The sequence below is a fragment of the Stenotrophomonas sp. genome (assembly GCF_032061965.1).
Classification (GTDB): Bacteria; Pseudomonadota; Gammaproteobacteria; order Xanthomonadales; family Xanthomonadaceae; genus Stenotrophomonas.
Genome location: NZ_DAMBEF010000032.1, coordinates 1 through 23,172 on the forward strand (window position 1 = coordinate 1; position 23,172 = coordinate 23,172).

Below are 23,172 nucleotides of genomic sequence, written 5' to 3' on the forward strand. Positions count from 1 at the left end.
GCAGCTCGACGCCGGCGGTCTGGTAGGTGGCCATCTTGGTGCCGAGCATCTTGGCTGCAGCAGCCTTGACGTCTTCGACGGTCTTGCAGAACTTGACGCCGCCGGCCTTGCCGCGGCCGCCTGCGTGGATCTGTGCCTTGACCATCCAGGGGCCCTGGCCCAGCGACTGGGCGACTGCAACCGCCTCATCCGGGGTGGCCGCGACCTTGCCGGCCGGAACCGGGATGCCGTACTCGGCAAGCAGCTGTTTTGACTGGTACTCGTGGAAATTCATGCGTCACCGTGGGAATAGGAACGACCGCACGCATCTCCTCGGGCCCTGCGTTGGGGCACCGGCATGGACTGCGGCGGGCCCACTATTGTGGCCGAGCCAGCGCCGGGGCGCAAAGAAGTCTGTACAAATGGCCACATCCGGCATGTTTTCGGCCGTTTTTTCAGTAACTTGCAAGTGAAAACCGACATCTTGCCGCATCTCGTCCCCTAGCCCGCTGCGCACCTATACTTGCGCGATCACGCCTGGATAGGAGCTCCGGCTTGGCCCCCAGTACCTCACTGCTCGACCGCATCGAATCGATACCGCGACGCGAGCTGTATTTCTTTGCCCTGTACCGGGTACTGATCGCCACCTTGCTGGCTGCCCTGGTGTTCAGCCCATTGACGCCCTTCGCGGGTGAGGCGCACCAGCCACTGCTGGCCAAAGCCGTGACGGTGGCCTATCTGCTCATCTCGGTCGCCTTGCTGGCCTGGGGGCGAAATGAGCGCTGGCTGCAGTCCATCGTGTTCGGCAGCGTACTGGTGGACATCGTCGCCGCCACCCTGCTCAGCCATGCCCTGCCCGGCGCCAGCGCTGGCATCTCGATGTCGCTGTTGTTCAACATCGCCGCCGCCGCCCTGCTGCTGCCGCTGGCACGGTCGATGATGCTCGCGTTGTTGGCCAGCGTGGCCAGCATTGCCGAGTACATCTGGCAGGCACTGGAAGGCAGCGAGAACCTGCGCACCCTGGCCGAACTGGCGATGTTCGTCACCAGCTACCTGGCCCTGGCCTTCATCAGCTACCAGATCGGCCACCGCACCCGCCGTACCCAGCAACTGGCTGACCAACGCAGCGCCGAAGTAGCCAACCTGTTCGAGGTCAACGAACTGATCATCCGCCGTATGCGCACCGGGGTATTGGTGGTGGACGGCGCGGGCCGCATCACCCTCAGCAACGAGGCCGCAACGGCGCTGATCGGCGACATGGAGGACGCCCTTGCGGGCGAGCACATTTCACTGACCAGTGCCGCGCCTGAACTGGCCAAACGCCTGCAACGCTGGCGCAATGGCTGGCACGAAGAGGAGCAGCCCCTGCAACTGGCCGCCGAGCAGCCCGAGGTTCTGCCTCGATTTGCGCGTTTGTTGGCCGACAGCGACCTGACCCTGGTATTCCTGGACGACACCAGCGTGGTTTCCAAGCGGGCCGAATCGCTGACGCTCTCCACCCTGGGGCGCTTTTCGGCCAGCCTGGCACACGAAATCCGCAATCCGCTGGCAGCGATCAACTACGCCACCCAGCTGCTTGAGGAATCGGAGCAGTTGGCCGACACCGACCGGCGCCTGCTGCAGATCATCCACCAGCAATGCCAACGCACCAACGGCATCGTCGAAAGCGTGCTGGCGCTGGCCCGGCGCGAGCGGGCCAATCCGGAGAACCTTGACCTGGCTGCATTCGTGCGGCGCTTCGTGCTGGAGTACAAGCAGACCCTGTCGCAGGACACCGACAGCCTGGAAGTGGTGATCCGCGAGCCCTCGGTACCGGCGCTGATGGATGCGCGCCACCTGCATCAGGTACTGACTGCACTGGTCCACAATGCGCTCAAGTACGGTCGCATCGCCGACGAACCCGCCCGCGTGCGCATCCGGGTCGCCTCCGGCGAGCACAACGCTGTGATTGACGTGATGGACCGCGGCCCCGGCATTCCCGATGCCATTGCCGCCCAGCTGTTCCGCCCGTTCTACACGACCTCCGAACATGGCACCGGGCTTGGCCTGTATATCGCCCGTGAACTCTGCCGGGCCAACCAGGCCCAGCTGGACTACGTATCGGTCCCCGCAGGCGGGGCCTGCTTCCGTCTTACGCTCAGCACGCCGAAAACCGCATTCACAACTCGCCCCAATCGACCAGCGGTAACCTAACCTGCCGTTTGTCGGAAGCCACCCTCCTCGGCTATCGTCTTATTCATGAATGCAACAAACAGCGCCCTGATCGTCGATGACGAGCGCGACATCCGCGAACTGCTGGTCCTCACCTTGGGCCGCATGGGCTTGCGCATCAGCACCGCAGCCAATCTCGCCGAAGCGCGCGAACTGCTGGCCAGCAATCCCTTTGACCTGTGCCTGACCGACATGCGCCTGCCGGACGGCAACGGCATCGAGCTTGTGACCGAGATCACCCGCGACTACCCGCGCACGCCGGTGGCAATGATCACCGCCTTCGGCAGCATGGACCTGGCAGTGGAAGCACTGAAGGCCGGTGCTTTCGATTTCGTCAGCAAGCCGGTGGACATCAACGTCCTGCGTGGGCTGGTCCGGCATGCGCTGGAGTTGAACAACGCAACGCGCCCGACCCCGGCGGTCATTCCCGAAAGCGCCACCCGTCTGTTGGGCGGTTCGGTTGCGATGGACGACCTGCGTGGCACCATCGCCAAGGTGGCGCGCAGCCAAGCCCCGGTGTACATCCTGGGCGAGTCCGGCGTGGGCAAGGAACTGGTGGCCCGTACCATCCATGACCAAGGCGCGCGCGCCGCCGGGCCGTTCATCCCGGTCAACTGCGGCGCCATTCCGGGCGAGCTGATGGAAAGCGAGTTCTTCGGTCACCGCAAGGGCAGTTTTACCGGTGCCCACGCCGATAAGCCCGGCCTGTTCCAAGCCGCCAACGGCGGCACCCTGTTTCTGGACGAGGTGGCCGAGCTGCCGCTGCAGATGCAGGTCAAGCTGCTGCGTGCCATCCAGGAGAAATCGGTCCGTCCGGTAGGTGCCTCCACCGAGGTACCGGTGGATGTGCGCATCCTGTCGGCCACCCACAAGGATCTGGCCAAGCTGGTCCAGGACGGCAGCTTCCGCCACGATCTCTATTACCGCATTAACGTCATCGAGCTGCGTGTGCCGCCGTTGCGCGAGCGCCGCGGGGACCTACCGCAGCTGGCCGACGCGATCCTGAAACGCCTTGCCCATGCCCAGGGCCTGCCGATCCCGCAACTGGCCCCTTCGGCGGTGGAGGCACTGGCGGGATATTCATTCCCGGGCAACGTGCGCGAACTGGAAAACATCCTCGAACGCGCCTTGGCCATGGCCGACGGTGAGAGCATCGGCGCCAACGATCTGCGCCTGCCCCAGACCACAGCCGGCCCTGTCGTGCAGGCAGCCACGGCCACCGAGGCTGCCGATCCCAGCATTGATGCACCACTTGTCGATATCGACCCGAGCAGTGCCGCGCTACCCTCGTACATCGAGCAGATGGAGCGCAACGTGATCCAGAAGGCCCTGGAAGAGAACCGCTGGAACAAGACCAAGACGGCGGCACAACTGGGAATCACCTTCCGCGCACTGCGCTACAAGCTGAAGAAGTTGGGGATGGAGTAAGCGCCCGGTAGTGCCGAGCCATGCTCGGCAGTCGGGGCCCTTGCCAATCAAGCCTCCTGCCGAGCATGGCTCGGCCATGAAGTGAGGCTTAGTCCTTGGTAACGCGGTTGATCTCGGCCAGGCTGGTGATGCCCTGCGAGGCCTTCAACAGCGCTGACTGGCGCAAGTCATTGACCCCGATCTTCTGCGCGGCATCGGCAATATCCATGGCGTTGCCACCTTGCAGAACAATCGCAGCAATCTCGTCGGTCATCGGCATGACCTGGTAGATACCGGTACGGCCCTTGTAGCCTTCGGTACATTCATCACAGCCCACCGCCTCGTACAGATCGACACCCGCATCGATCTGCGAAGCCGTGAAGCCTTCGGCCAGCAAAGCGTTTTCAGGCAGCTGCACCGGGCGCTTGCAGCTGGAACACAAGCGGCGTGCCAAGCGCTGGGCGATCACCAACGTCACGGACGAGGTGATGTTGAAGGGCGCGATACCCATGTTCATCAGACGCGCAATGGTCTGCGGCGCGTCGTTGGTGTGCAACGTCGACAGCACCATGTGGCCGGTCTGCGCCGCCTTGATGGCAATTTCCGCCGTTTCCAGATCGCGGATTTCGCCGACCATGATGATGTCCGGATCCTGTCGCAGGAACGAGCGCAACGCCGCGGCGAACGTCATGCCGCGCTTGTTGTTCTGCTGCACCTGATTGACGCCGGGCAGACGGATTTCCACCGGGTCTTCGGCGGTGGAAATATTGCGCGTGTCATCGTTGAGGATACCCAGCGCGGTATACAACGACACCGTCTTGCCCGAACCGGTCGGGCCGGTGACCAGCACCATGCCGTAGGGCTTGTGGATGGCCTCAAGGAACAGCTTCTGCTGCTCAGGCTCATAGCCGAGCTTGTCGATGCCCAGCTTGGCGGCACTGCCATCAAGAATACGCAGCACGATCTTTTCACCAAACAAGGTGGGCAAGGTGCTGACGCGAAAATCGATCTGCTTGGACTTGGACAGATTGAGCTTGATGCGCCCGTCCTGCGGCACGCGCTTCTCGGCGATATCCAACTGCGACATCACCTTCAGTCGCGCGGCGATACGTTGGTTCAACTTGACCGGCGCCTTCGCTACGGTCTTGAGCAGACCATCAATACGGAATCGCACCCGGTAGTCATCTTCGTAGGGCTCGAAGTGGATATCCGATGCGCCCTTGCGGATCGCATCCACCAGCACCTTGTTGACGAACTTGACCACGGGGGTGTCGTCGCCCTTGGCATCAATGCCGGAATCGCCACCACCGGCGCCCATGTCCTCGTCGCCAGCGGCCACGTCCAGGTCGCCCATGCCCTCGTCGTCACCCCCAAGGCTGTCACCCAGGGAATCATTGCTGGCCAGCCACAGATCCAGGGTCCGGCGGATCTGTTCGTCGTCGACCAGGATCGGCTCAACCACCAGGTTGGTCTGGAACTTGATTTCATCCAGTTGCTGGGTGGGATTGCTGGTACCGACGAACAACTTGCCGCCGCGTTTGAACAAGGGCAGCACCTGGTGCCGGCGCAACAACTCCTCGCTGACCAGCTTGATGGCGCTCTGGTTGCCGTCGAATACCGACACATCCATCAGCGGCATGCCGAATTCCATGGCGTTGGCCGCCGCCATGTGCGCCGCCGTGACCAGCTTCTTGTCGGTCAACCATTGCGACAACGGCACCTTGGCATCGGCGGCCTGGGCCATGGCGGTACGGGCCGCAGCCTCGTCCAGCGCCCCGTCCTGGACAAGCCGACGCGCAATGCCGGTGATGCCCACCAGATTGGCGGTGACGGCGGTATTCATGGATTTCCCCTGGTCGGACGGTTAACCAGCCCAATTGTACCCATGCTCCCGTCGGATGCGCGTGTCTGCGACACGGATCGGCAACTACGGCACTTGCTTATGCAGGCTGGGCATGACAGGGATAGCTTCAGCGTTCGATCACTTACCAGGGCTGCGCTTGATGCCAGCGCCAAGCCGATTCGATGATTTCGTCCAGATCGGTCCAGCGCGCCCGCCAGCCCAGCATTTCGCGCGCCTTGCGGCTGGAGGCCACCAAGGTGTCCGGGTCACCCGCCCGGCGTGGCGCCACCACGAACGGGATCTGGCTACCCACCACACGGGACGCAGCGTCGATCACCTCACGCACCGAGAACCCCTGCCCATTACCGAGGTTGAACGCGTGGGCGCCCGGGGAACTCTCAAGAAAATTCATGGCCCGCAAGTGTGCGTCGGCCAAATCCTCCACATGCACGTAGTCTCGGATACACGTGCCGTCCGGCGTCGGGTAGTCGCATCCGTACACATTCAGCGGCGGCACTAGTCCCAACACGGAGCGCAGCACATTGGGAATGAGGTGGGTCTCACAAATGTGAGCCTCCCCGATGCTTGCATCGCGGGCAGCCCCCGCAGCGTTGAAATAGCGCAGTGACACCGACCGGAGTCCATAGGCACTGGCTGCGTCGACAAGCATCTGTTCCACCATCAATTTACTTGCGCCGTACGGACTGATCGGCTGACGAGGGTGCTGCTCGTCGATCCCGGCGCTCAGCGGCAACCCGAACACGGAGGCGGTGGAGGAGAAAATGAAGCGCTCCACGCCATATCGACGCATGGCATCCAGAAGGTTCAGGGTGCCCATCGTGTTGCAGCGGTAGTACTCGAAAGGACGAACCACCGACTCGCTTACGACTGATCGCGCGGCGAAATGGAACACCCCGTCGAATGCGTTCTCGTCGAACACCTTGCACAGCGCATCCTGGTGCAGGAGATCCACCTGCAGCAGTGGCCCCCACTTCACCGCTTGATGATGCCCGTTGGACAGATCATCAAGCACGACAACGGCATGCCCATGCTCAGCCAGCAAGCGCGCCATATGACTGCCGATGTATCCCGCCCCACCACAAACCAGAAACCGCATTATTACTCCAAGCCCGGCTCGCGGCCCCCCGGCCCTTCGGGAAGCGACGGCAGCGATCAAGTCCGTATTCTAAGCCCCCGCCCGCCTGACCTCGCACGCGGGACCGGCGAAAGACAATATCCGACGCGGAACACCCTCCCCGCCCACGAACCCGGCTACTATGCCCGCGGGGAGAACTATCGGTATTCAATGTGTGTGAACTGAGCATCATCCTGCCCGCAAAAAATGAGGCCGAGGGGCTGGCCAAAACCTTGCCGACGCTTCGCCATGCCTATCCTGATGCCGAGATCATCGTGGTCGATGATGGCTCCACGGACAGCACCGCACAGATCGCTCGCGAACTTGGGGCGATTGTGCTGAGCAGTCCTTACTCGATGGGTAACGGCGCTGCCATCAAACGCGGCAGCCGTGCCGCCAATGGGGCCTTGCTGGTCTTCATGGATGCGGACGGTCAACACAGCGCGGAGCACATCGGTCAGCTACTGGCAAAACTCGATGAAGGCTTCGACATGGCGGTGGGCGCGCGCGACGGAAGCGGCCAGGCCAATTTCCATCGCGGCTTGGCCAATGCCTTCTACAACCGCCTGGCCAGTCATATGACCGGCCACAGGATCGACGACCTGACATCCGGGTTTCGCGCGGTTCGCGCCGACAAATTCCGCGAGTTCCTGCACCTGCTGCCAAACGGCTTCAGCTACCCGACTACCAGCACGATGGCATTCTTCCGGAGCGCCTACCCGGTGGCTTATGTACCGATACCGGTTGCAAAGCGCGTGGGGAATGGAAGCCACATCCGGCCGATCAAGGACGGCATACGGTTTCTGCTGATAATTTTCAAGATCGCGACGTTGTATTCGCCGATGAAGTTATTTGCGCCAATTTCCGGGGCGTTTTTCTTTATTGGCCTTGCTTATTACAGCTACACATTTATCACGATGCATCGTCTTACCAATATGAGCACCCTGCTATTTAGCGCTGCCGTTATTGTGTTCTTGATTGGCCTAATCTCGGAACAGGTCACCAGCTTGACGTATCGACGTGACTCCTGAGATCGCGCGCCCTCGCATTTTACTTATCACCCGCAACCTGCCGCCGCTTGTGGGTGGCATGGAGCGATTGAACTGGCATATGGCTGACGAGCTCTCGCGTCATGCCGACGTCTGGATAATTGGTCCCAAAGGGGCTGCCTTGCGTCGTCCTGCGCAAGTGAACGTGACTGAAGTACCTTTAAATCCTCTATGGCGATTTCTACTGGTATCGGCGTGGAAGGCGCTAGTTAATGCCCGGAGTTGGCGCCCCGACATTGTGCTAGCTGGAAGTGGATTGACCACTCCAGCCGTATGGTTAGCGGCGCGTGCGGCCCATGCAAAACCCATTGCGTACCTTCATGGTTTGGATGTAGCTGTCCAGCACCCCATTTACCGTGCAATCTGGAATCCAGCAATTCGCCAAATGGGCACAATCCTGGTCAATAGCAGAGCAACTTATGAGCTCGCAACTGCGCTGGGTGTGACAGCGTCTCGAATGCACATTTTGCATCCTGGCGTAAAGGTACCGGCCGGTCCACAGACAATGAAAGCACTGAAGTGCTTCCGCCAGAACCACGACCTCGGAGAAGGCCCGCTATTACTCTCCATCGGCCGACTCACCAGTCGCAAGGGCATTCGTGAATTCGTGCAACATGCACTTCCCAGTATCGTCAGAAACTGCCCAGATGTAACCCTGGTCGTCGTCGGAGATACCCCCTCACATTCGCTACATGCCGACATACAAACTCGCGCCAGCATCCAGGCCGCTGCCGACACTGCCGGCATCGGGCAACACGTCCGCTTCCTCGGGGTGATCACAGAGGAAGCGCAACTGGCGTGCGCCTACGAATGTGCCAATCTGCACGTATTTCCTGTCCGCAGCCTCCCCGCCGACCCAGAGGGATTCGGCATGGTCGCGGTGGAAGCTGCCGCCCATGGCTTACCAACCATTGCCTTCGCAACAGGCGGCATCATAGATGCGGTTTCCGAAGGAGTATCTGGCCACCTGATCCCGCCAGGAGATTACCGTGCCTTCGCCGACACGGTCATTCAAAGCATCCGAGCATCGAGGATCAAACGTGAAAACTGCATTGCCTTTGCACAGTGCTTCAGCTGGAACGCGTTTGGGCAACGCATCAACTCCCTGCTTTCCATAGCCACGTCACGAAGATCAGATGATTAGGCAACCGGGACGTTGCCTGCCTACCGGCGCGCGGCTGGCAAAAAGCGCCGCCCTGCTCACGTTCCTCGTCCTGGCGTCACTCGTCACCCCTTAATCAAGAATGAAAATTCTATTCATTGGAAAGCGCTTCTATACCAACCGCGATGCGGCGCTGGAAAGGTATGGCCGCATCTATCAGCTACCTTGCCATTGGGCTATCGCCGGGGTGCAGACATCTCTGTGGCTGCTGGACTATCACTCCCGAACTCCAATCAACCAGACGGATGACAATCCACCAGTTCATTCCACCCCGGTATTAGGACTTTCGTCGATCGCCAAGTTCCTGAAAATCCTCCTGGCACGGCGAAAACACAACTTCGACGTGGTGGTGGCCAGCGGGGACTGCTATATCGCCCTTATGGCCTTTACGTTGGCCCGCAGCATAGGGGCTCGTTTCGTGTTCGATGTGTATGACAAGTACGATGAGTTCGGGGGGTACTGGAGCCCACCGCGATTCGATCTTTTTAATTATCTACTCGACCGAGCTGATGGGCGAATTTTCGCCAGCCGCGCCCTCAAGGAGCAACTGCGACGCTCCACCAACGATCATCTCGCCGCCAATGGCATTGATATATCCAAGTTTGTCGCAAGCGACATTCATGCAGCGAGGAGGGCGCTAGGCCTACCCATCGATAAGATCCTTGTGGGGTACTTCGGAAGCATCACAAGTGACCGTGGCGTGGAGGATCTCATCCTCGCCCAAAACATTCTGCGAAGCTCAAATAGCCCAATTCACCTTGTACTCGCCGGCAAGAAAGAATTCGAAATTGAAACCACGTCAGAAAGCATCACCTACCTTGGAAACATTCCGGCGGACCGTGTGCCGTTAGCGATGTCAGCTTGCGATCTACTTGCCCTGCCTTATCGCACATCGCCATATTTGGACATGGCATCGTCGTGCAAAATCACCGAATATATCGCCATCGGCAAGCCCATCGTGGCAACCCTCACGCCCAACCTCGCAAGCAATTTCCCAGAGCAAACCACGCAGTTGGGCGAAGCAATCGCCATACCAGGCGACCCCGAAAGTATTGCTCGGACTATTGTGCGTCAGCTGGAATTCCCAACACTGGTCGATATGCCTGCAAAAGCGAACTGGGAGAGCATCGCGGCCGATACACTCAACTACCTGGGGTCACTGGATTCAACTGCCCAGAGATGAGTCCGAGCGTCACTTCAACCCGCGCAGTCGTCCAGCCAAATCCATAAGCAGCGGAAAGCCCTTTACCAACTCTGAGATGACCGTACGCGACGCGTTGACTCGCCGACGCAGCCTTTTCGCAAACACGGATTGCTTTGCCTTCTCTGCTCTGACCGCTCGCAATCCCGCCAGCAGTTTGGTCAAAACAGGGGCACCGCGTTCCTCCACGCCCACCGCTCGCATGTTTTCTACTCGCGAAGAAGGCACGTTCACATGACACTGGCTCTCTTGCGGAGCTGATGCCTTCACGCTGCGGCCGCATAGTTTCTGGATCAGCCCAGCCACTCGCCTGCCGGCTTGCCCATCGAGCATAGGAAGGTGCTCTGCTTGCGCACGACTGACCGCCGCCACATCAACAGAGCCATCCTCCAATTGATCAATGAATCGCTCGACCTCCGCAGGGGTGCTCGCCGATGCGTAGTGCTTCACCAACTTCGCGGATTCTTCATTGAATGGTTCGCCGTCCCTATTAATAAGTGCCAGCACCGGCTTACCCGTTATCAGATATTCGAGCAGGAATGAGCCAACATCGGTAAGCAATGCGGCCGATGCACTGAAAGCCGCCGCATGATCCGCGGTCTCGTCAAGCACAATGCCCAACCGCTGCAACTCCTGCCGCAGCTCCAACAAATCCGCACTATCAAGCAGGTTCTCGCGCAATATTGCCGGAAACAGCCCCGGATGCGGCCGCCAGATCAAACAAAGCCTCTCCCTTCGCTCGAGCATCAGCTCCAATAACTCCGGCCCAATCAGGTCGAATGTAGAAAAATTTGCCCCGTGCGAGCAGGACATACCGAAACTGAAGTGCGAGTTCCACAATACCGCAGTGCGCCCACCAATCGCGCTGGACATCCACTCTGGTATCGGCCTGGCCAACGCTTGCAACATGTAATCGAAGCGTGGCAGACCCACGACATGCACGTGGCCATCCCCACTAGGACAGTTGCTGCGGTACAAACCCCTCTCCAACTCCGACCGAGCCACCACGGCAGTCGCGTTGATCTGCGTCGGCTGTGAAAACTGCAGCTTGAGATTTTTTATACCCCCGGCCATCACCAAGCCATAAGGTATGTATACCGTTACCGGAACAAGCCGCTGCAGTTGATCAAACCAGAAGTCCCTGGGGCGATCACGGTCATAAGGATGATTCAGAACCACGACATCGAACTGCCCCTTGCTCAAAACCTGGCCCGCCGACCACTCGTGAAATGGAATCCCCGCCTGACCCAGCAACGCGCGCATCAACCCCGCCTTTTCATTAGATAGGATCGGGTTGTCGATCTGGTAAGGAAGTATCCATATTTCCGGACGAAACATCTCAGGATCAGCCAACGCTGACCACAGCGAGGCCAAGTTCACCCACGCTTCCGGTCTTTGCAGCAACAACAGCACGCGTAGAGGGGAGTCATATTTCATCAGGGAGAGGATTCGGTTCGATTACTCACGCGGTCACTGTGCAGGAAGAGGCGGCAGCAACACACATTCTTCCGCCACACCTCAACCCAGCTGCATCATCTTGGCGAAACCATCTCAGGCGTCGGACCTGGCAAGCCCCTTCATGAATGCCTCTGCCGCCGACAGGTCTCCGGGCGTATCTACCTCATGAAGTTCCAGCAGACGCGCCGGCAACGGCAACAGCGGCTCCAACGCCTGATAAACGAAACCGCCGGCGTCTTCCAGACGCACTGGCGGCCCCGAGAAAACATTGGCCCATTCGTACCGACTTTGGAGCTCTCTACCAAAGGCATTGATTGCAATATCTTCCGGCGATTGGCCACTGATTGAAGCCAATACCGCATTCTCACTTTTTGCCGGAGTCACCCCAATCAACGCACGAACACCCGCAGCGGCACGCAAAAACTCAGCCAGCGATTCCTTCTCGATGATCAGATCACCGTCCAGGTACAGAACCTTGGAATGAAAACCGATACTTCCAAGCGAAATACTGTAAGCCGTATTGGTATCGCGGAACCGCGGATTGCGCACCAGCACAACCTCGCGATGATGGCGCGCACAATACTCGGCAACCAGTTCCTCGCGATAGCCGATGACGACATGGATGCGCGGCACATGCGGCTCCAGCGATTCTATCAATCGTGAAAGAATTGTCTTTCCTTCCACCTCTATGAGGCACTTGGGCAGACCCATCCCCAAGCGAGAGCCGAGCCCAGCGCATGCGATTACAGCACCCTCAACAGCTTGCATAGCGCCTCCGGTGAATTGACGAGAAGAGTCGAAGCCGCAACTGTTGCAGGCACAGGGGAATGCACCGCACCGTAGCCAATTCCAATATCAGCTTCGGTGAACATCGGCACATCGTTTGCGCCATCACCGATTGCCACATAACGCCCGTAGCCCCCCTCCGCTCGCATTGCCCGCAAGGCAACGCCTTTATCAAGAATGTGGTTCAGCCGTAACCGCCCGTTGTCGATACTTGCAGCAGAGCACACCCAACGACACTTCAACCGACTCATAAGGGGGCGAAGCCATATATCCAAGTTGCCTGTGACAATCGCGCAATCAGCGAAACGCTCATTGATGAACTCAACGATGAGCGGTTCCAAAGTAATTGAATCAACGATTTCATGAACTCGCGACAACGATACCTGCCCCAAAATCAGACAACGCAAACGCATGGAATCGGCGAACGGAATATGCCCATCCATCGTCAACCGCGTGAGGGTCGCTATTTCGTCCGCAATATCCAGTTCGGATGCGATGCAGGGTAATAGCTCAGTCGTAGTTACCGTTCCATCAAGATCGAAACAGAAAGCAGTACTCATGCAGTGCGCTCCACAAGCAACCATAGCTGCCGAGTGTCACTGCGATTATTCAGTTCCGCCTCGTCATATACCTCGCCATGGCCAACCAGCCTGAAATGCGGGCCAGGCATCTCATCATCGATCAATGTCCCAAGTTCTTCACGGGTTCTATAGATGGCGTTGTAGTCCTGCCCCATTTCCTCGGAGAAATGCTCGGAAATAGTGAGGCGCCGCCCCAGTCCTGCTGGTTCACGAAAAAGTGCAAAGCCACCGGGGGCAAGTACCTCGGCAATGTTCCTGATCGCTCGACGAACCTCAACCTCGTTGAGATAGATCAATACGCCCGCACATAACACGCGATCAAACGCAGCACTTTCATGGATCGATGCCAGCGAAAAATCATCAGCCGACGCTACGCTGAGCGCGCAATTTTCCATCGCAGAAAACTGCCCCCTCGCATACTCAATCAGCCCCTCGCAAGCATCGATGCCGTGATACCAGGCACTCCGGGGAACCAACTCTTGGGCCCAGCGCCCCGTTCCACAACCAACGTCAAGCACCCGCTGCGAACCATTCAGCTGCAACAGTGGCAACAATTTGGCCTTCTCCGCGAGGTCCCGGCAGCGGGCGAGCTCTGCATTCTTGTCCTGGTAGATCACGGCATGGAGAGGCCCTATGGCATGAATCTTCTCTGCACGTTCAGCAAAAAAGCGGTCGACTGCATTGCGATCTATGCCCGGGAGCTGCTTATCGCCGATATCAGAATAGGACCTACTCATTTCCTCTGACACTTCTTCATTATTTCGTCCCTTCCGCATAGCGGACATACACGATCATGGCCAAACCCAATGCCGCCATCCCCCATTCCGCGCAGATCACAGCCACCGGCAATCCCGATACTCCAAGCTCACCGGTAAGCCCAAGACTACAGATCACGAGAATCAGCAACCCACTGCCCTCGAACCCGACACGCATCCACGGCTTGCCAGCCGCCATAAGTACGTTACCCGCAACCTGCCGCAGTGCCATCCCCGGAACCGCAGCGCACATCAAGCGAATCAGCTCACTGACGCCAATGTATTCGATACCGAAAACGGCATCAAACAATGGCGCAGCCAGCCACAATACCCCCGCCAGCAGAGTGCTGTAGATCAGCGCAGCCACGTACATCCAAACAAGCAGTCGCCGTCCGCTCTGCGATTGTTGCCCCTCCCGAAACAGCCGCGGCAATGCAGCAAGCGCCATGGCCGCGATGGGCAAGGTCGCGGCACCTATCACCCGGGCTGCGGCCGAATACAGCCCAACCGTTGCAACAGGCAACAGCTTCAGCGCCAGCGCCTTATCCAGCTCAGCTGGTGCGGTTCTGGTGATATTGGTGGCGGCATAGCCGAGCGCATGCCTCCACTGCGCGCGATTCGGAAGGCACCACGAACGCCACGACGGCCAACAACTGGGCAATGCCATCCAGCCATAGGCAAGCGCAAGAACCGACGCGAGAACGTAACCGAGGGCATAAAAGAACAGGCCTGCGGGCGAAGCGGCAAGCAGAACCAGTCCGGCAAAAAATAGCCGCAACCCCATGGGTAGCAACTGCAGCAGTTGGGCGTAAGCAACCCGCCCCAAAGCGTGCTGCTCAGACGTCATCAACGCGAATAGGGGCTGCAGCACCATCTCGGAGACACCAATTGCCAACAGGATGAGTACAGGGATATGCACATCACCCAACAGGCAGGTACCTACCCAAAGATACAATAATAAAAGGAGGGCACCACACAACAGGGTGCAAGGTATGGCGTACCGCAATACCTTGCGGCCCTGTCCAGGGTCTTTGGAAACCTCGCCCAACAGCACCACATGGGTGCCGAATGTAGAGAGGGTTCCCAGAAGCACCGCCAACGCGGCGAGCCCGGTGAACGCACCGAACTGATCCGGCCCCAACAGTCGAGCTACCAATAAGAGAGTACCAGCCTGAACCAGCAGGCGCAGACCCAGAACGACACTGGTACGTATGGTGCCTCGGGTAATCGGGCCTGTCACAGTTGTCCTGACGCAGAAAACTCGGATACCCACCCTGCAATTGCCGGGCAAGGGGCCATCGATACGGCCAGTGCGAAGCAGTTCCGCCCCCCAGCCATCTCACCACGACAAGATACACCAATGGCCACCCGGAACGGCTGGCCATGGTTTCCTAAATTCCTTGGCCCAGGCGGATCATATGAAGCCCAACTTGTGGGCAACTTCACTCTTCCGCTTCAGTCCTGCATGCCGCACTGAGCACTACCGGTGTTGCATTCGACTTTTCTTTTCAGATCCACATTGCCCCGAGTTGGCGATTCGAAGGTCACCGTTCTGGGGGTCGCGAAGTCCGAGGCGGTCAGCCCAAGACTTGTGCTTGCATCACAAGCCTTGGGCTCGTAAACCGGCGGCAGCGTGTAATCAGCCAACTCAGCCACGGCGGTACTCATGTACGCCCGCGCCTCTGCCAGGCAGGCACCGTTGGCCGATCGCTGCGTGTAGTTGCGATACTGCGGCAATGCAATAGCCGCAAGAATCGCGATGATGGCGACAACGATCATCAGCTCGATCAACGTAAAGCCAGCGGCGTCTCTAGACATCTTCGTTTCCAATTCCCCTGTGAGCGCCGAAAAGGCAGCAGGAAGCGTGCCAACTTACCCCGCTTGTCGATGCATCCTGCCAGATACAGCACTAATTCGTGATCGCTCGCGCATTAGCGGACACGATCCGAGCCTGATCCTGGCGGGCCCGCTCCAACTGCTGCGCCCAATCCTGAGGGCCCAATTCGTGCAACTGGGCTATCAACTTGATCACGCCTGGATCGTCCGGCGGCGACGCCCTCACAGCCGCGTGGAAATATGAAAGCGCCTTACCAGGCTCCCGAGTCTTGTTGTAGATGAATGCACCTGCCTGCAGATTTTGATCTGCAGTGAACGCCGTTCGACCTGAGGCAATCTCGATGGTCTGCAACACGCCACGCTCGTCCATTGGAATACCTCGGTTCGCATTGCGGATGAAAGTCCACACGATCCCTTTGTTCTGAGCATTCATCGTTGCGTGGCGCATGCGCGACAGGAACAGATCCCAGTCCTGCGAAGCAACGGTGCCATTGATACTCTTGTAAATAAGGGCATTGGACGGCAACAACGCCGAATTGGGGAGGACCCTGGCACCTTCGGACGTGATGACAATCGCCCGATCAAGGTCAGCACCTGGCTTGAATGCACTCCTGTCCACGAAGACCGACGACATGACTATCCAGGCACGCTCCGAATCCGGAGCAGCCCGCAATACCGAAGATGCAAAACGCAGAGGGTCCCCCCAAGAGTGAGCTCGCCACACCGTGAGCCCTCCCAGCATCAAAACAAGCCCCCCAAGCAAGATGCCAGCCGGCAACCTTGGCAGCGCAAAGCGACGCCAGCCTGTAACAGCCAAATCCGCAAGTGCCAGGACCACCCCGATCAGCGGGAAGTGATTCCGGTGCTCGAATGCCAGCTCCAGATTGATTACGTTGCTGGTCATGAAATGCCCGAAAAAGAACAGCATCACTCCCAGTGCAAAAAGCGGATGACGTGCGCGCCAGCGCCAAGCCAACACCAGCAAACCAATTATCAGCCCCCAGGCGGGCAAGGTAGTGAGCGGCGACATCAGCCCCCGCGAAACAGCAAGGTTGTCGTAATAGAACGGCATCAATCGCGGCAGCGGTAGCAATATCTGCCCCAGATACGTCACCAGCACCCTGCCCTGGGTCAGCAATCGCTCGTAACTGGAGAAGTCGCGCCCAGGATAGGAACCCCAACTCCAGAAGTGCGGTACAACTACCAGTAGATAGGCAAGACCACCGGCCAGCGTCATGAACAGATAGCCTCGACGCAGCAGCTTTTCCGTCCCAGGCCGGGCCGCCCGGAAACCCAAGACGGTCAATTCCAACGCCAAGGTGTACGCGGGCAACAACACCGCATCCTCCTTACCGGCAAATCCAAGGACCCAGAACAGCACGACCAGACAAGCGTAGCGGGAGCTGCGCGCCCCCTCCATCTGGGCCTGGCGCATTCCCATGTACGCCCACAATGCAAGCACCAGAAACAGGGTAACCAGCGCCTGCATGCGCTGCACCACGTACAGCACCGACGACACCTGCAGCGGATGCACAGCCCATAGCAAAGCCAGAACCAACGCAGCCCAGGCAGCCTGACGAGGCGTCCAACGGGCGAAAATCAATAGCCGCCGAAAAAAGGCGACCAGCGCCACCGTAGTGAACGCATGAATCAGAAGATTGGTAGCCTTGAACACCCTCGGGTCCAAGCCGCCGCGCCAGTAGTCCAGCGCAAAACTAAGCATCGACAGCGCCCTAGAACCATGACCTGGCCGGAAGCTGTAAGCCGCGTAGAGGAGATTTTCCAGCGTCAGCTTCTGAATGTGCAGCGCATCGTTTTTTACGATGTTCGCGACATCATCAAAAATGAACTGACCTCCCAGGCCTGGATAAAAGCAAGCGCTGGCAACGAGCGCACACACGATACCAACCACTAGGAACCAACGTGATCGCACGTCAAACGATGCTACTTGCATGCCCTTGCCGCTCCCCGGACCAGGCCAGTTACCAACCCCGAAAATACGAACCCCGGCGTAAGCCGGGGTTCGGATCCACTGTAACCACCGCTATACGCGGGTGATTACTTGTCCAGACGGCAGGAGCCGCTACCTGCGTTGCAGATGGTGTCGGTCTGCAAATCCTGGTTACCCTTGACGAACGGGGTAAAGGTGATGCTGGCTTCGCCGTTGTAGTCAGCAACAGCCACAACGTTCTGCGAAGCGGTTTCACAGGCGCTGCCCGCAAAGTTGGTCGAATCACGCCCGTCAGCGGCATCTGCAACGGCGCCATTCATGAACGCCTTGGCTTCAGCCATGCAGGCACCATTCGAGGAGCGCTGGGTGTAGTTACGGTACTGCGGCAGCGCGATGGCGGCCAGGATGGCGATGATCGCAACCACGATCATCAGTTCGATCAGGGTAAAGCCTTGCTGCTTCTTCATGAGTACATCCCCTAGAGGTGTGAAGTGTGAACATGGTTGCAGGCACAGCGCCTGCCCCGCATGGGGTTACAAAGCAGGTTGCGTGCCAACTGAACAAACACCCCCTACTCCCCGGGCGCAATGATGGCAGCATCAGCGAATAAGGGAAGCCCCCCAGCGACAGAATCCTGATCCACACCCCAACCTGACCCGATACGTCACAATGTGACCCAGATTTTCACCATCCACACCGCCGCGGACGTGACGAAGGCCACCAAACTTGTCGCAGGGGGTGTGCTGCGGGGCAAATGAACCGCTACCATGGGTGCTGGTGTCCGGGCTGGGGAAGCTTGGACGGGGAGAAAAAAGTGGCCGTTACCCGTAGCGCAATCAAGAACGAACCGGCTGGGCGCAGCACCAGCCAGATGTTGCCGTTTGTCTGGGAGGGGACCGACAAGCGCGGCGTCAAGATGAAGGGCGAGCAGGACGCCAAGAACGCCAACCTGTTGAAGGCCGAGCTGCGCCGCCTGGGCATTACCCCGACCGTCGTCAAGCCCAAGCCCAAGCCATTGTTCGGCGCGACCGGCAAACCGATCAAGCCGAAGGACATCGCCTTCTTCAGTCGCCAGATGGCGACGATGATGCGCTCGGGTGTCCCGATTGTGACGGCACTGGAGATCATCGGCAGCGGTCACAAGAACCCGCGCATGGCCAAGATGGTAGGTCAAATCCGTGCTGACCTGGAAGGCGGCTCATCGCTTTTCGAGGCTATCAGCAAGCACCCCGTGCAGTTTGATGAGCTGTACCGCAACCTGGTCCGTGCAGGCGAAGGCGCCGGTGTACTCGAAACCGTGCTCGAGACCATTGCCAACTACCAGGAAAACCTGGAATCGCTGAAAGGCAAGATCAAGAAGGCCCTGTTCTATCCGGCAATGACAATTGCCGTGGCGCTGATCGTCAGCTCCATCCTGCTCATCTGGGTGGTGCCGCAATTCGAGGAGGTGTTCAAGGGCTTCGGTGCCGACCTGCCGTTCTTCACGCAGATGATCGTTGCTGCCTCGAAGTTTCTTGTGGGCTGGTGGTGGCTGATCCTTCTGATCATCGCAGGCTCTATCACCGGCTTCATGTTTGCGTACAAACGGTCGCCTGCAATGCAGCACAACATGGACAAACTGATACTCAAAGTACCTGTCATCGGCCAGATCCTGCACAACAGCGCCATCGCCCGCTTTGCACGAACCACGGCAGTGACGTTCAAGGCCGGTGTGCCACTGGTGGAGGCCCTTAGCATCGTGGCCGGCGCCACCGGCAGCAGTGTCTACGAAGACGCCGTGCTGCGCATGCGTGACGACGTGGCAGTGGGCTACCCGGTAAACATGGCCATGAAGCAAGTCGGCCTGTTCCCGCACATGGTGGTGCAGATGACCGCCATCGGCGAAGAAGCTGGCGCCCTGGATTCGATGCTGTTCAAGGTCGCCGAGTACTTCGAGCAGGAAGTGAACAATGCGGTTGATGCGCTTAGCAGCCTGATCGAGCCCATGATCATGGTGTTCATCGGCGTGGTCGTTGGCGGCATGGTAATCGGCATGTACCTGCCGATCTTCAAGCTGGCTTCGATTGTTGGATAATTAGCGCATGGCATTTCTCGACCAGCATCCCGGCCTCGGCTATCCCGCCGCGGTCGGACTGGGACTGCTGATCGGCAGCTTCCTCAATGTGGTGATCCTGCGCCTGCCCAAGCGGCTGGAGTGGCAGTGGCGGCGTGATGCCCGCGAGATCCTTGAGCAGCCGGACATCTACGAGCCACCACCGCCAGGCATCGTGGTGGAACCCTCGCACTGCCCGAACTGCAAGCACAAGCTGAGCTGGTACGAGAACATCCCCCTGTTCAGCTGGTTGATCCAGCGCGGCAAGTGCCGGCATTGCCATACCCCCATCTCCATCCAGTACCCCTTGGTGGAGCTGGTGACCGCACTGATGGTGCTGGCCAGCGTCTGGCAGTTCGGCTTCGGTTGGCAGGGCTTCGGTGCGATCGTGCTCAGCTGTTTCCTGGTCGCACTTTCAGGCATCGACCTGCGCACCAAGCTGCTGCCTGACCAGCTGACCCTGCCACTGATGTGGCTGGGACTGATCGGCAGCATGGACAACCTGTACATGCCCGCCAAACCCGCGCTGATTGGTGCGGCGGTTGGCTACCTGTCCCTATGGACGGTGTGGTGGCTGTTCAAGCAGCTCACCGGCAAGGAAGGCATGGGCCACGGCGATTTCAAGCTGCTGGCCGCCCTGGGTGCGTGGTGCGGGATCAAGGGCATCCTGCCGATCATCCTGCTGTCGTCGCTGGTGGGGGCCATCGTCGGCTCACTCTGGCTGTACTTCGGCAGCAAGGACCGCAACACGCAGATTCCGTTCGGCCCCTATCTGGCCATCGCGGGCTGGCTGGTTTTCATGTGGGGCGACCCGATGATCGCCAGCTACAGGCAGTGGGCGGGCCTGTAAGCACGCATCCAGCATCGCAGCCCGCCCTGGCAAAGGGCGGTTTCGTGATGGCGGGGAGACAGCAATGAGCACCTTCATCATCGGCCTGACCGGTGGCATTGCCTCGGGTAAAAGCGAGGTCAGCCGCCGCTTTGAGGCCTTGGGCATCACCGTCGCCGATGCCGACATCGCCGCACGCGAGGTGGTTGCTGCAGGCAGCCCGGCGCTGGCCCAGATTGCCGCCCTGTTCGGCGATGGCATCCTGCTCGCCGATGGCACGCTCGACCGCGCACGCTTGCGGCAGCGCGTGTTCGCCAGCAACGATGAACGGCGCGCCCTGGAAGCCATTACCCACCCGGCGATACGCGCACGGGTACGTAGCATTTGCGAGAACGCGAACAGCCCTTACGCGGTTGCCGCCATCCCCCTGCTTACCGAGGCGGGCGGCAAAGCCAGCTACCCCTGGCTGCAACGCGTGCTGGTGGTCGATGCACCCGAGGCCGTGCAACACGCACGACTGCTGAGCCGCGACAACATCACGGCGGAGCTGGCTGATCAGATGATCCAGGCCCAAGCCAGCCGCACGCAGCGCTTAGCTATCGCCGATGACGTCATCGTCAACGATGGCCACCCCGATGCCCTGCAGGCACAGATTGAAGCGCTGGATGCGCGCTATCGCGCGCTTGCCGCGCCAAAGACCTGAGAAAAAGCCCCCACCTGCATCCCCGCCGATGTCGGGTGGAACAGACGTGCTGAGGCTGTTGCATGCAGTGAGCATGAGCACGCTGCTCGAAATCGCTTGCTCGTCACTTATCCCGGTGCGAACGTCAACGTCGCCACTACGCCGCGCACTTCTCCAGGACGGATATCCACCTGCCAGCCATAAAGCGCACAAAGACGACTGACGATGGACAGGCCAATGCCACCGCCCTGCGATTGGCCGGCGTGGGTGCCCCTGTAGCCACGCTGGAACAGGCTGGCCGCATCCTTCTCGCTTAGCCCGGGGCCATTGTCGATCACTTGAACTGCGTTTGCGCCGACCTGCACCAGCACGCGGCCTTCCTGTGAGTACTTCACCGCGTTGCCGATCAGATTACCCAACGCAACAGACAGCGCCGACTCGGGCGCATCGATCACCAGCTCGCGCGATCCTTCAAGCTCCAGTTCCAGGGGCTTGCCGCCTAGCTGTGCACGGTGTGACTCCAGCAACTGCTCGGCCACGCGGGCAACATTGCTGCTGCCCTGCGCTCGCTCATTGCGGGAGAGCAACAACAACGAGCCGATCAAGTCGCTACATTGCTGCTCGGCGCGTTGGATGCGCTGCAGGCGCTGCAGCACCTTCTCGTCCAGATTGGGGCGCGCCAACAACAATTCAGTTGCACCACGGATCACAGCCAGTGGCGTGCGCAGCTCATGGCTGACGTCGGCGTTGAACTCGCGATCGCGCTGAACAACTTCGGTCAGACGCTCCGAATAATCATCCAAGGCCTCGGCCAACTGACCAACTTCGTCGTCGGGAAAGCGCGGCGCCAACGGCTCCGGGTGCTTGGCGCCGCCCCGGTAGGCGCGCAATCGGGAAGCCAGGTCGGATACGGGCCGCATCACGCGGGAAGCGGACCACCAGCCCAACACCCACGACAGCAAGCTGAAAATGATGACCGACAGAAACAACGCGCGGTTGAGCTGCTGCTCACCTCGAAGCGCCTGCCCCATGTCGTAGGCAATGAAGAACCAGGCATCCGGGGTTTTACGTACGCCGACCTTATAGGAGAACGGCTTGCCTTCGGCATCCTCGCCATTGATGGTATGGATGCCGTCTTGCAGCCCTTCCCATTCGGGATAGTCACGACGCAGACCATCCAGCTTGTCGGGCCGGAACAGGAAAGCGCGCATCTGCTGCACCGGAGCAACCACGTCAGTGCCGCCACTGCGCATATAACTCTGCCAGGAAGCGTCGAGGTTGCGATTCATCACATCCTCCACCAACTGGTTTTCCACACGCATCCGCGCCCAGTTCGTCGCAAAGGCGAACAACGTCGTCAGGCAGAAACCCAGCAGCACGAATGAAACGATGATGCGGCTACGCAGCCGGCGGCGATACCGCCCCCGACTGCGGACAGGCTCGGGTGACGCTGTTTCAGGCATCTGGCGCGGCGATCCGGTAACCGATGCCATGACGGGTCTGGATCATCGGTGCGTCGAACGGCTTGTCGACTACCGCGCGCAGACCATGGATATGCACGCGCAACGAGTCCGAATCCGGCAACTCCTCGCCCCACACGCGGGTTTCCAGCTCTTGCCGGGTCACCACCGCCGGCGAGGCCTCCATCAGCGCCTGCAGGATCTTCAACGCAGTCGGATTGAGCTGGAGCAGCTTTGCCTGGCGACGCACTTCCAGGGTATCCAGGTTGTACTCCAGATCACCCACCTCCAACACGCGGGTATGCGCGCCCTTGCCTCGGCGCGACAGCGCGTTGAGGCGTACTTCAACTTCCTGCAGCGCAAACGGCTTGATCAGGTAGTCGTCGGCACCGGAGTCGAAGCCGGCCAACTTGTTGTCCAGCGAGTCGCGGGCGGTCAGCATCAGCACCGGTGTCTGCTTGCGCGCATCGTTGCGCAGCTTGCGGCACACCTCGATACCGTCCATGCCCGGCAGATTGAGATCGAGCACGATGGCGTCGAAATCATGTACCACCGCCAGATGCAGACCGGTCACGCCGTCGGCGGCGAAATCAACCGTGTGCCCGCGATCCTCCAAATAGTCCCCAAGGTTGGCGGCGATGTCGCTGTTGTCTTCAATTACCAGAATACGCACGGGGGCGATCACCTTCTTCTTTGGACATGACAGGCGGGAAAGTCCGCCTGGGCCGAGGATTACATCACAGGCACCGTTAACT

21 protein-coding genes are annotated in these 23,172 nt (G+C 59.6%); 8 read left to right on the forward strand and 13 right to left on the reverse strand.

Translation table 11 applies throughout. The features are described from left to right. A partial coding sequence (locus tag RT460_RS14920) for an ATP-grasp domain-containing protein (protein ID WP_313319762.1) occupies positions 1-274 on the reverse strand: 274 nt, incomplete at its 3' end. Between the two features lie 260 nt (positions 275-534). Between RT460_RS14920 and RT460_RS14925 the strand changes: the two genes are divergently transcribed. Together RT460_RS14925 and RT460_RS14930 are read left to right on the forward strand one after the other, a co-directional pair. After that, complete coding sequence (locus RT460_RS14925) at positions 535-2,172, forward strand: ATP-binding protein (protein WP_313319764.1); 1,638 nt, start codon at positions 535-537, stop codon at positions 2,170-2,172. Positions 2,173-2,217: 45 nt separating this feature from the next. Beyond that, positions 2,218-3,618, forward strand: coding sequence for a sigma-54 dependent transcriptional regulator (locus RT460_RS14930; RefSeq protein WP_313319766.1), 1,401 nt, complete (start codon positions 2,218-2,220; stop codon positions 3,616-3,618). 88 nt (positions 3,619-3,706) lie between these two features. Here the strand turns inward: RT460_RS14930 and pilB are convergent, their stop codons facing one another. Next, positions 3,707-5,440 carry a type IV-A pilus assembly ATPase PilB gene (pilB, locus tag RT460_RS14935; RefSeq protein WP_313319768.1) on the reverse strand — a complete coding sequence of 578 codons (1,734 nt, stop codon included), beginning with the start codon at positions 5,438-5,440 and terminating at the stop codon, positions 3,707-3,709. 142 nt (positions 5,441-5,582) lie between these two features. Continuing rightward, entirely contained in the window at positions 5,583-6,557 is a 975-nt protein-coding gene (gene galE / locus RT460_RS14940; RefSeq protein ID WP_313319770.1) for a UDP-glucose 4-epimerase GalE, read from the reverse strand. Positions 6,558-6,748: 191 nt separating this feature from the next. On the opposite strand from galE, the gene RT460_RS14945 reads away from it, so the two are divergent. The 3 genes from RT460_RS14945 (at position 6,749) to RT460_RS14955 (ending at position 9,969) form a co-directional block, all read left to right on the forward strand. Beyond that, positions 6,749-7,606 carry a glycosyltransferase family 2 protein gene (locus RT460_RS14945; RefSeq protein WP_313319772.1) on the forward strand — a complete coding sequence of 286 codons (858 nt, stop codon included), beginning with the start codon at positions 6,749-6,751 and terminating at the stop codon, positions 7,604-7,606. Next, positions 7,596-8,768, forward strand: coding sequence for a glycosyltransferase family 4 protein (locus RT460_RS14950; protein WP_313319774.1), 1,173 nt, complete (start codon positions 7,596-7,598; stop codon positions 8,766-8,768). Before RT460_RS14945 ends, RT460_RS14950 begins: the two co-directional genes overlap by 11 nt. A 100-nt stretch (positions 8,769-8,868) precedes the next feature. Beyond that, on the forward strand, positions 8,869-9,969 hold the full coding sequence (locus tag RT460_RS14955) for a glycosyltransferase (protein ID WP_313319776.1): 1,101 nt from the start codon (positions 8,869-8,871) through the stop codon (positions 9,967-9,969). Positions 9,970-9,978: 9 nt separating this feature from the next. Here the strand turns inward: RT460_RS14955 and RT460_RS14960 are convergent, their stop codons facing one another. From RT460_RS14960 to RT460_RS14995, 8 genes are all read right to left on the reverse strand, one after another. After that, positions 9,979-11,424 carry a hypothetical protein gene (locus tag RT460_RS14960; RefSeq protein ID WP_313319778.1) on the reverse strand — a complete coding sequence of 482 codons (1,446 nt, stop codon included), beginning with the start codon at positions 11,422-11,424 and terminating at the stop codon, positions 9,979-9,981. A 114-nt stretch (positions 11,425-11,538) separates the two neighbouring features. Next, a complete protein-coding gene (locus RT460_RS14965; protein WP_313319780.1) occupies positions 11,539-12,156 on the reverse strand; it encodes an NTP transferase domain-containing protein in 618 nt (205 codons plus the stop codon). 32 nt (positions 12,157-12,188) lie between these two features. Then, entirely contained in the window at positions 12,189-12,791 is a 603-nt protein-coding gene (locus RT460_RS14970) for an HAD family phosphatase (RefSeq protein WP_313319782.1), read from the reverse strand. After that, entirely contained in the window at positions 12,788-13,549 is a 762-nt protein-coding gene (locus tag RT460_RS14975) for a class I SAM-dependent methyltransferase (RefSeq protein ID WP_313319784.1), read from the reverse strand. The genes RT460_RS14970 and RT460_RS14975 overlap by 4 nt, the downstream gene beginning before the upstream one ends. 19 nt (positions 13,550-13,568) lie before the next feature. Beyond that, positions 13,569-14,807: an oligosaccharide flippase family protein gene (locus RT460_RS14980; RefSeq protein WP_313319786.1), complete on the reverse strand. Its 1,239-nt coding sequence runs from the start codon at positions 14,805-14,807 to the stop codon at positions 13,569-13,571. A gap of 215 nt (positions 14,808-15,022) precedes the next feature. Further along, complete coding sequence (locus RT460_RS14985) at positions 15,023-15,385, reverse strand: prepilin-type N-terminal cleavage/methylation domain-containing protein (protein WP_313319788.1); 363 nt, start codon at positions 15,383-15,385, stop codon at positions 15,023-15,025. Between the two features lie 91 nt (positions 15,386-15,476). Then, positions 15,477-17,357 carry a hypothetical protein gene (locus RT460_RS14990; RefSeq protein WP_313319790.1) on the reverse strand — a complete coding sequence of 627 codons (1,881 nt, stop codon included), beginning with the start codon at positions 17,355-17,357 and terminating at the stop codon, positions 15,477-15,479. A 104-nt stretch (positions 17,358-17,461) separates the two neighbouring features. Then, the gene (locus RT460_RS14995; protein WP_313319792.1) at positions 17,462-17,821 is read right to left on the reverse strand and encodes a prepilin-type N-terminal cleavage/methylation domain-containing protein; all 360 of its coding nucleotides are present in this window, start codon (positions 17,819-17,821) and stop codon (positions 17,462-17,464) included. 347 nt (positions 17,822-18,168) lie between these two features. On the opposite strand from RT460_RS14995, the gene RT460_RS15000 reads away from it, so the two are divergent. The 3 genes from RT460_RS15000 to coaE all read left to right on the forward strand — a co-directional run bounded on the left by RT460_RS15000 (position 18,169) and on the right by coaE (position 20,978). Continuing rightward, positions 18,169-19,428, forward strand: coding sequence for a type II secretion system F family protein (locus RT460_RS15000; RefSeq protein WP_313319794.1), 1,260 nt, complete (start codon positions 18,169-18,171; stop codon positions 19,426-19,428). A 7-nt stretch (positions 19,429-19,435) separates the two neighbouring features. After that, on the forward strand, positions 19,436-20,296 hold the full coding sequence (locus RT460_RS15005) for an A24 family peptidase (protein WP_313319796.1): 861 nt from the start codon (positions 19,436-19,438) through the stop codon (positions 20,294-20,296). 64 nt (positions 20,297-20,360) lie between these two features. Beyond that, complete coding sequence (coaE, locus tag RT460_RS15010) at positions 20,361-20,978, forward strand: dephospho-CoA kinase (RefSeq protein ID WP_313319798.1); 618 nt, start codon at positions 20,361-20,363, stop codon at positions 20,976-20,978. A gap of 107 nt (positions 20,979-21,085) precedes the next feature. Here coaE and RT460_RS15015 read toward each other — a convergent pair whose 3' ends face one another. Together RT460_RS15015 and RT460_RS15020 are read right to left on the reverse strand one after the other, a co-directional pair. Then, on the reverse strand, positions 21,086-22,420 hold the full coding sequence (locus RT460_RS15015; protein WP_313319800.1) for a HAMP domain-containing sensor histidine kinase: 1,335 nt from the start codon (positions 22,418-22,420) through the stop codon (positions 21,086-21,088). Continuing rightward, positions 22,413-23,090, reverse strand: coding sequence for a response regulator transcription factor (locus tag RT460_RS15020; protein ID WP_313319802.1), 678 nt, complete (start codon positions 23,088-23,090; stop codon positions 22,413-22,415). The genes RT460_RS15015 and RT460_RS15020 overlap by 8 nt, the downstream gene beginning before the upstream one ends. Between the last annotated feature and the right edge of the window lie 82 nt (positions 23,091-23,172).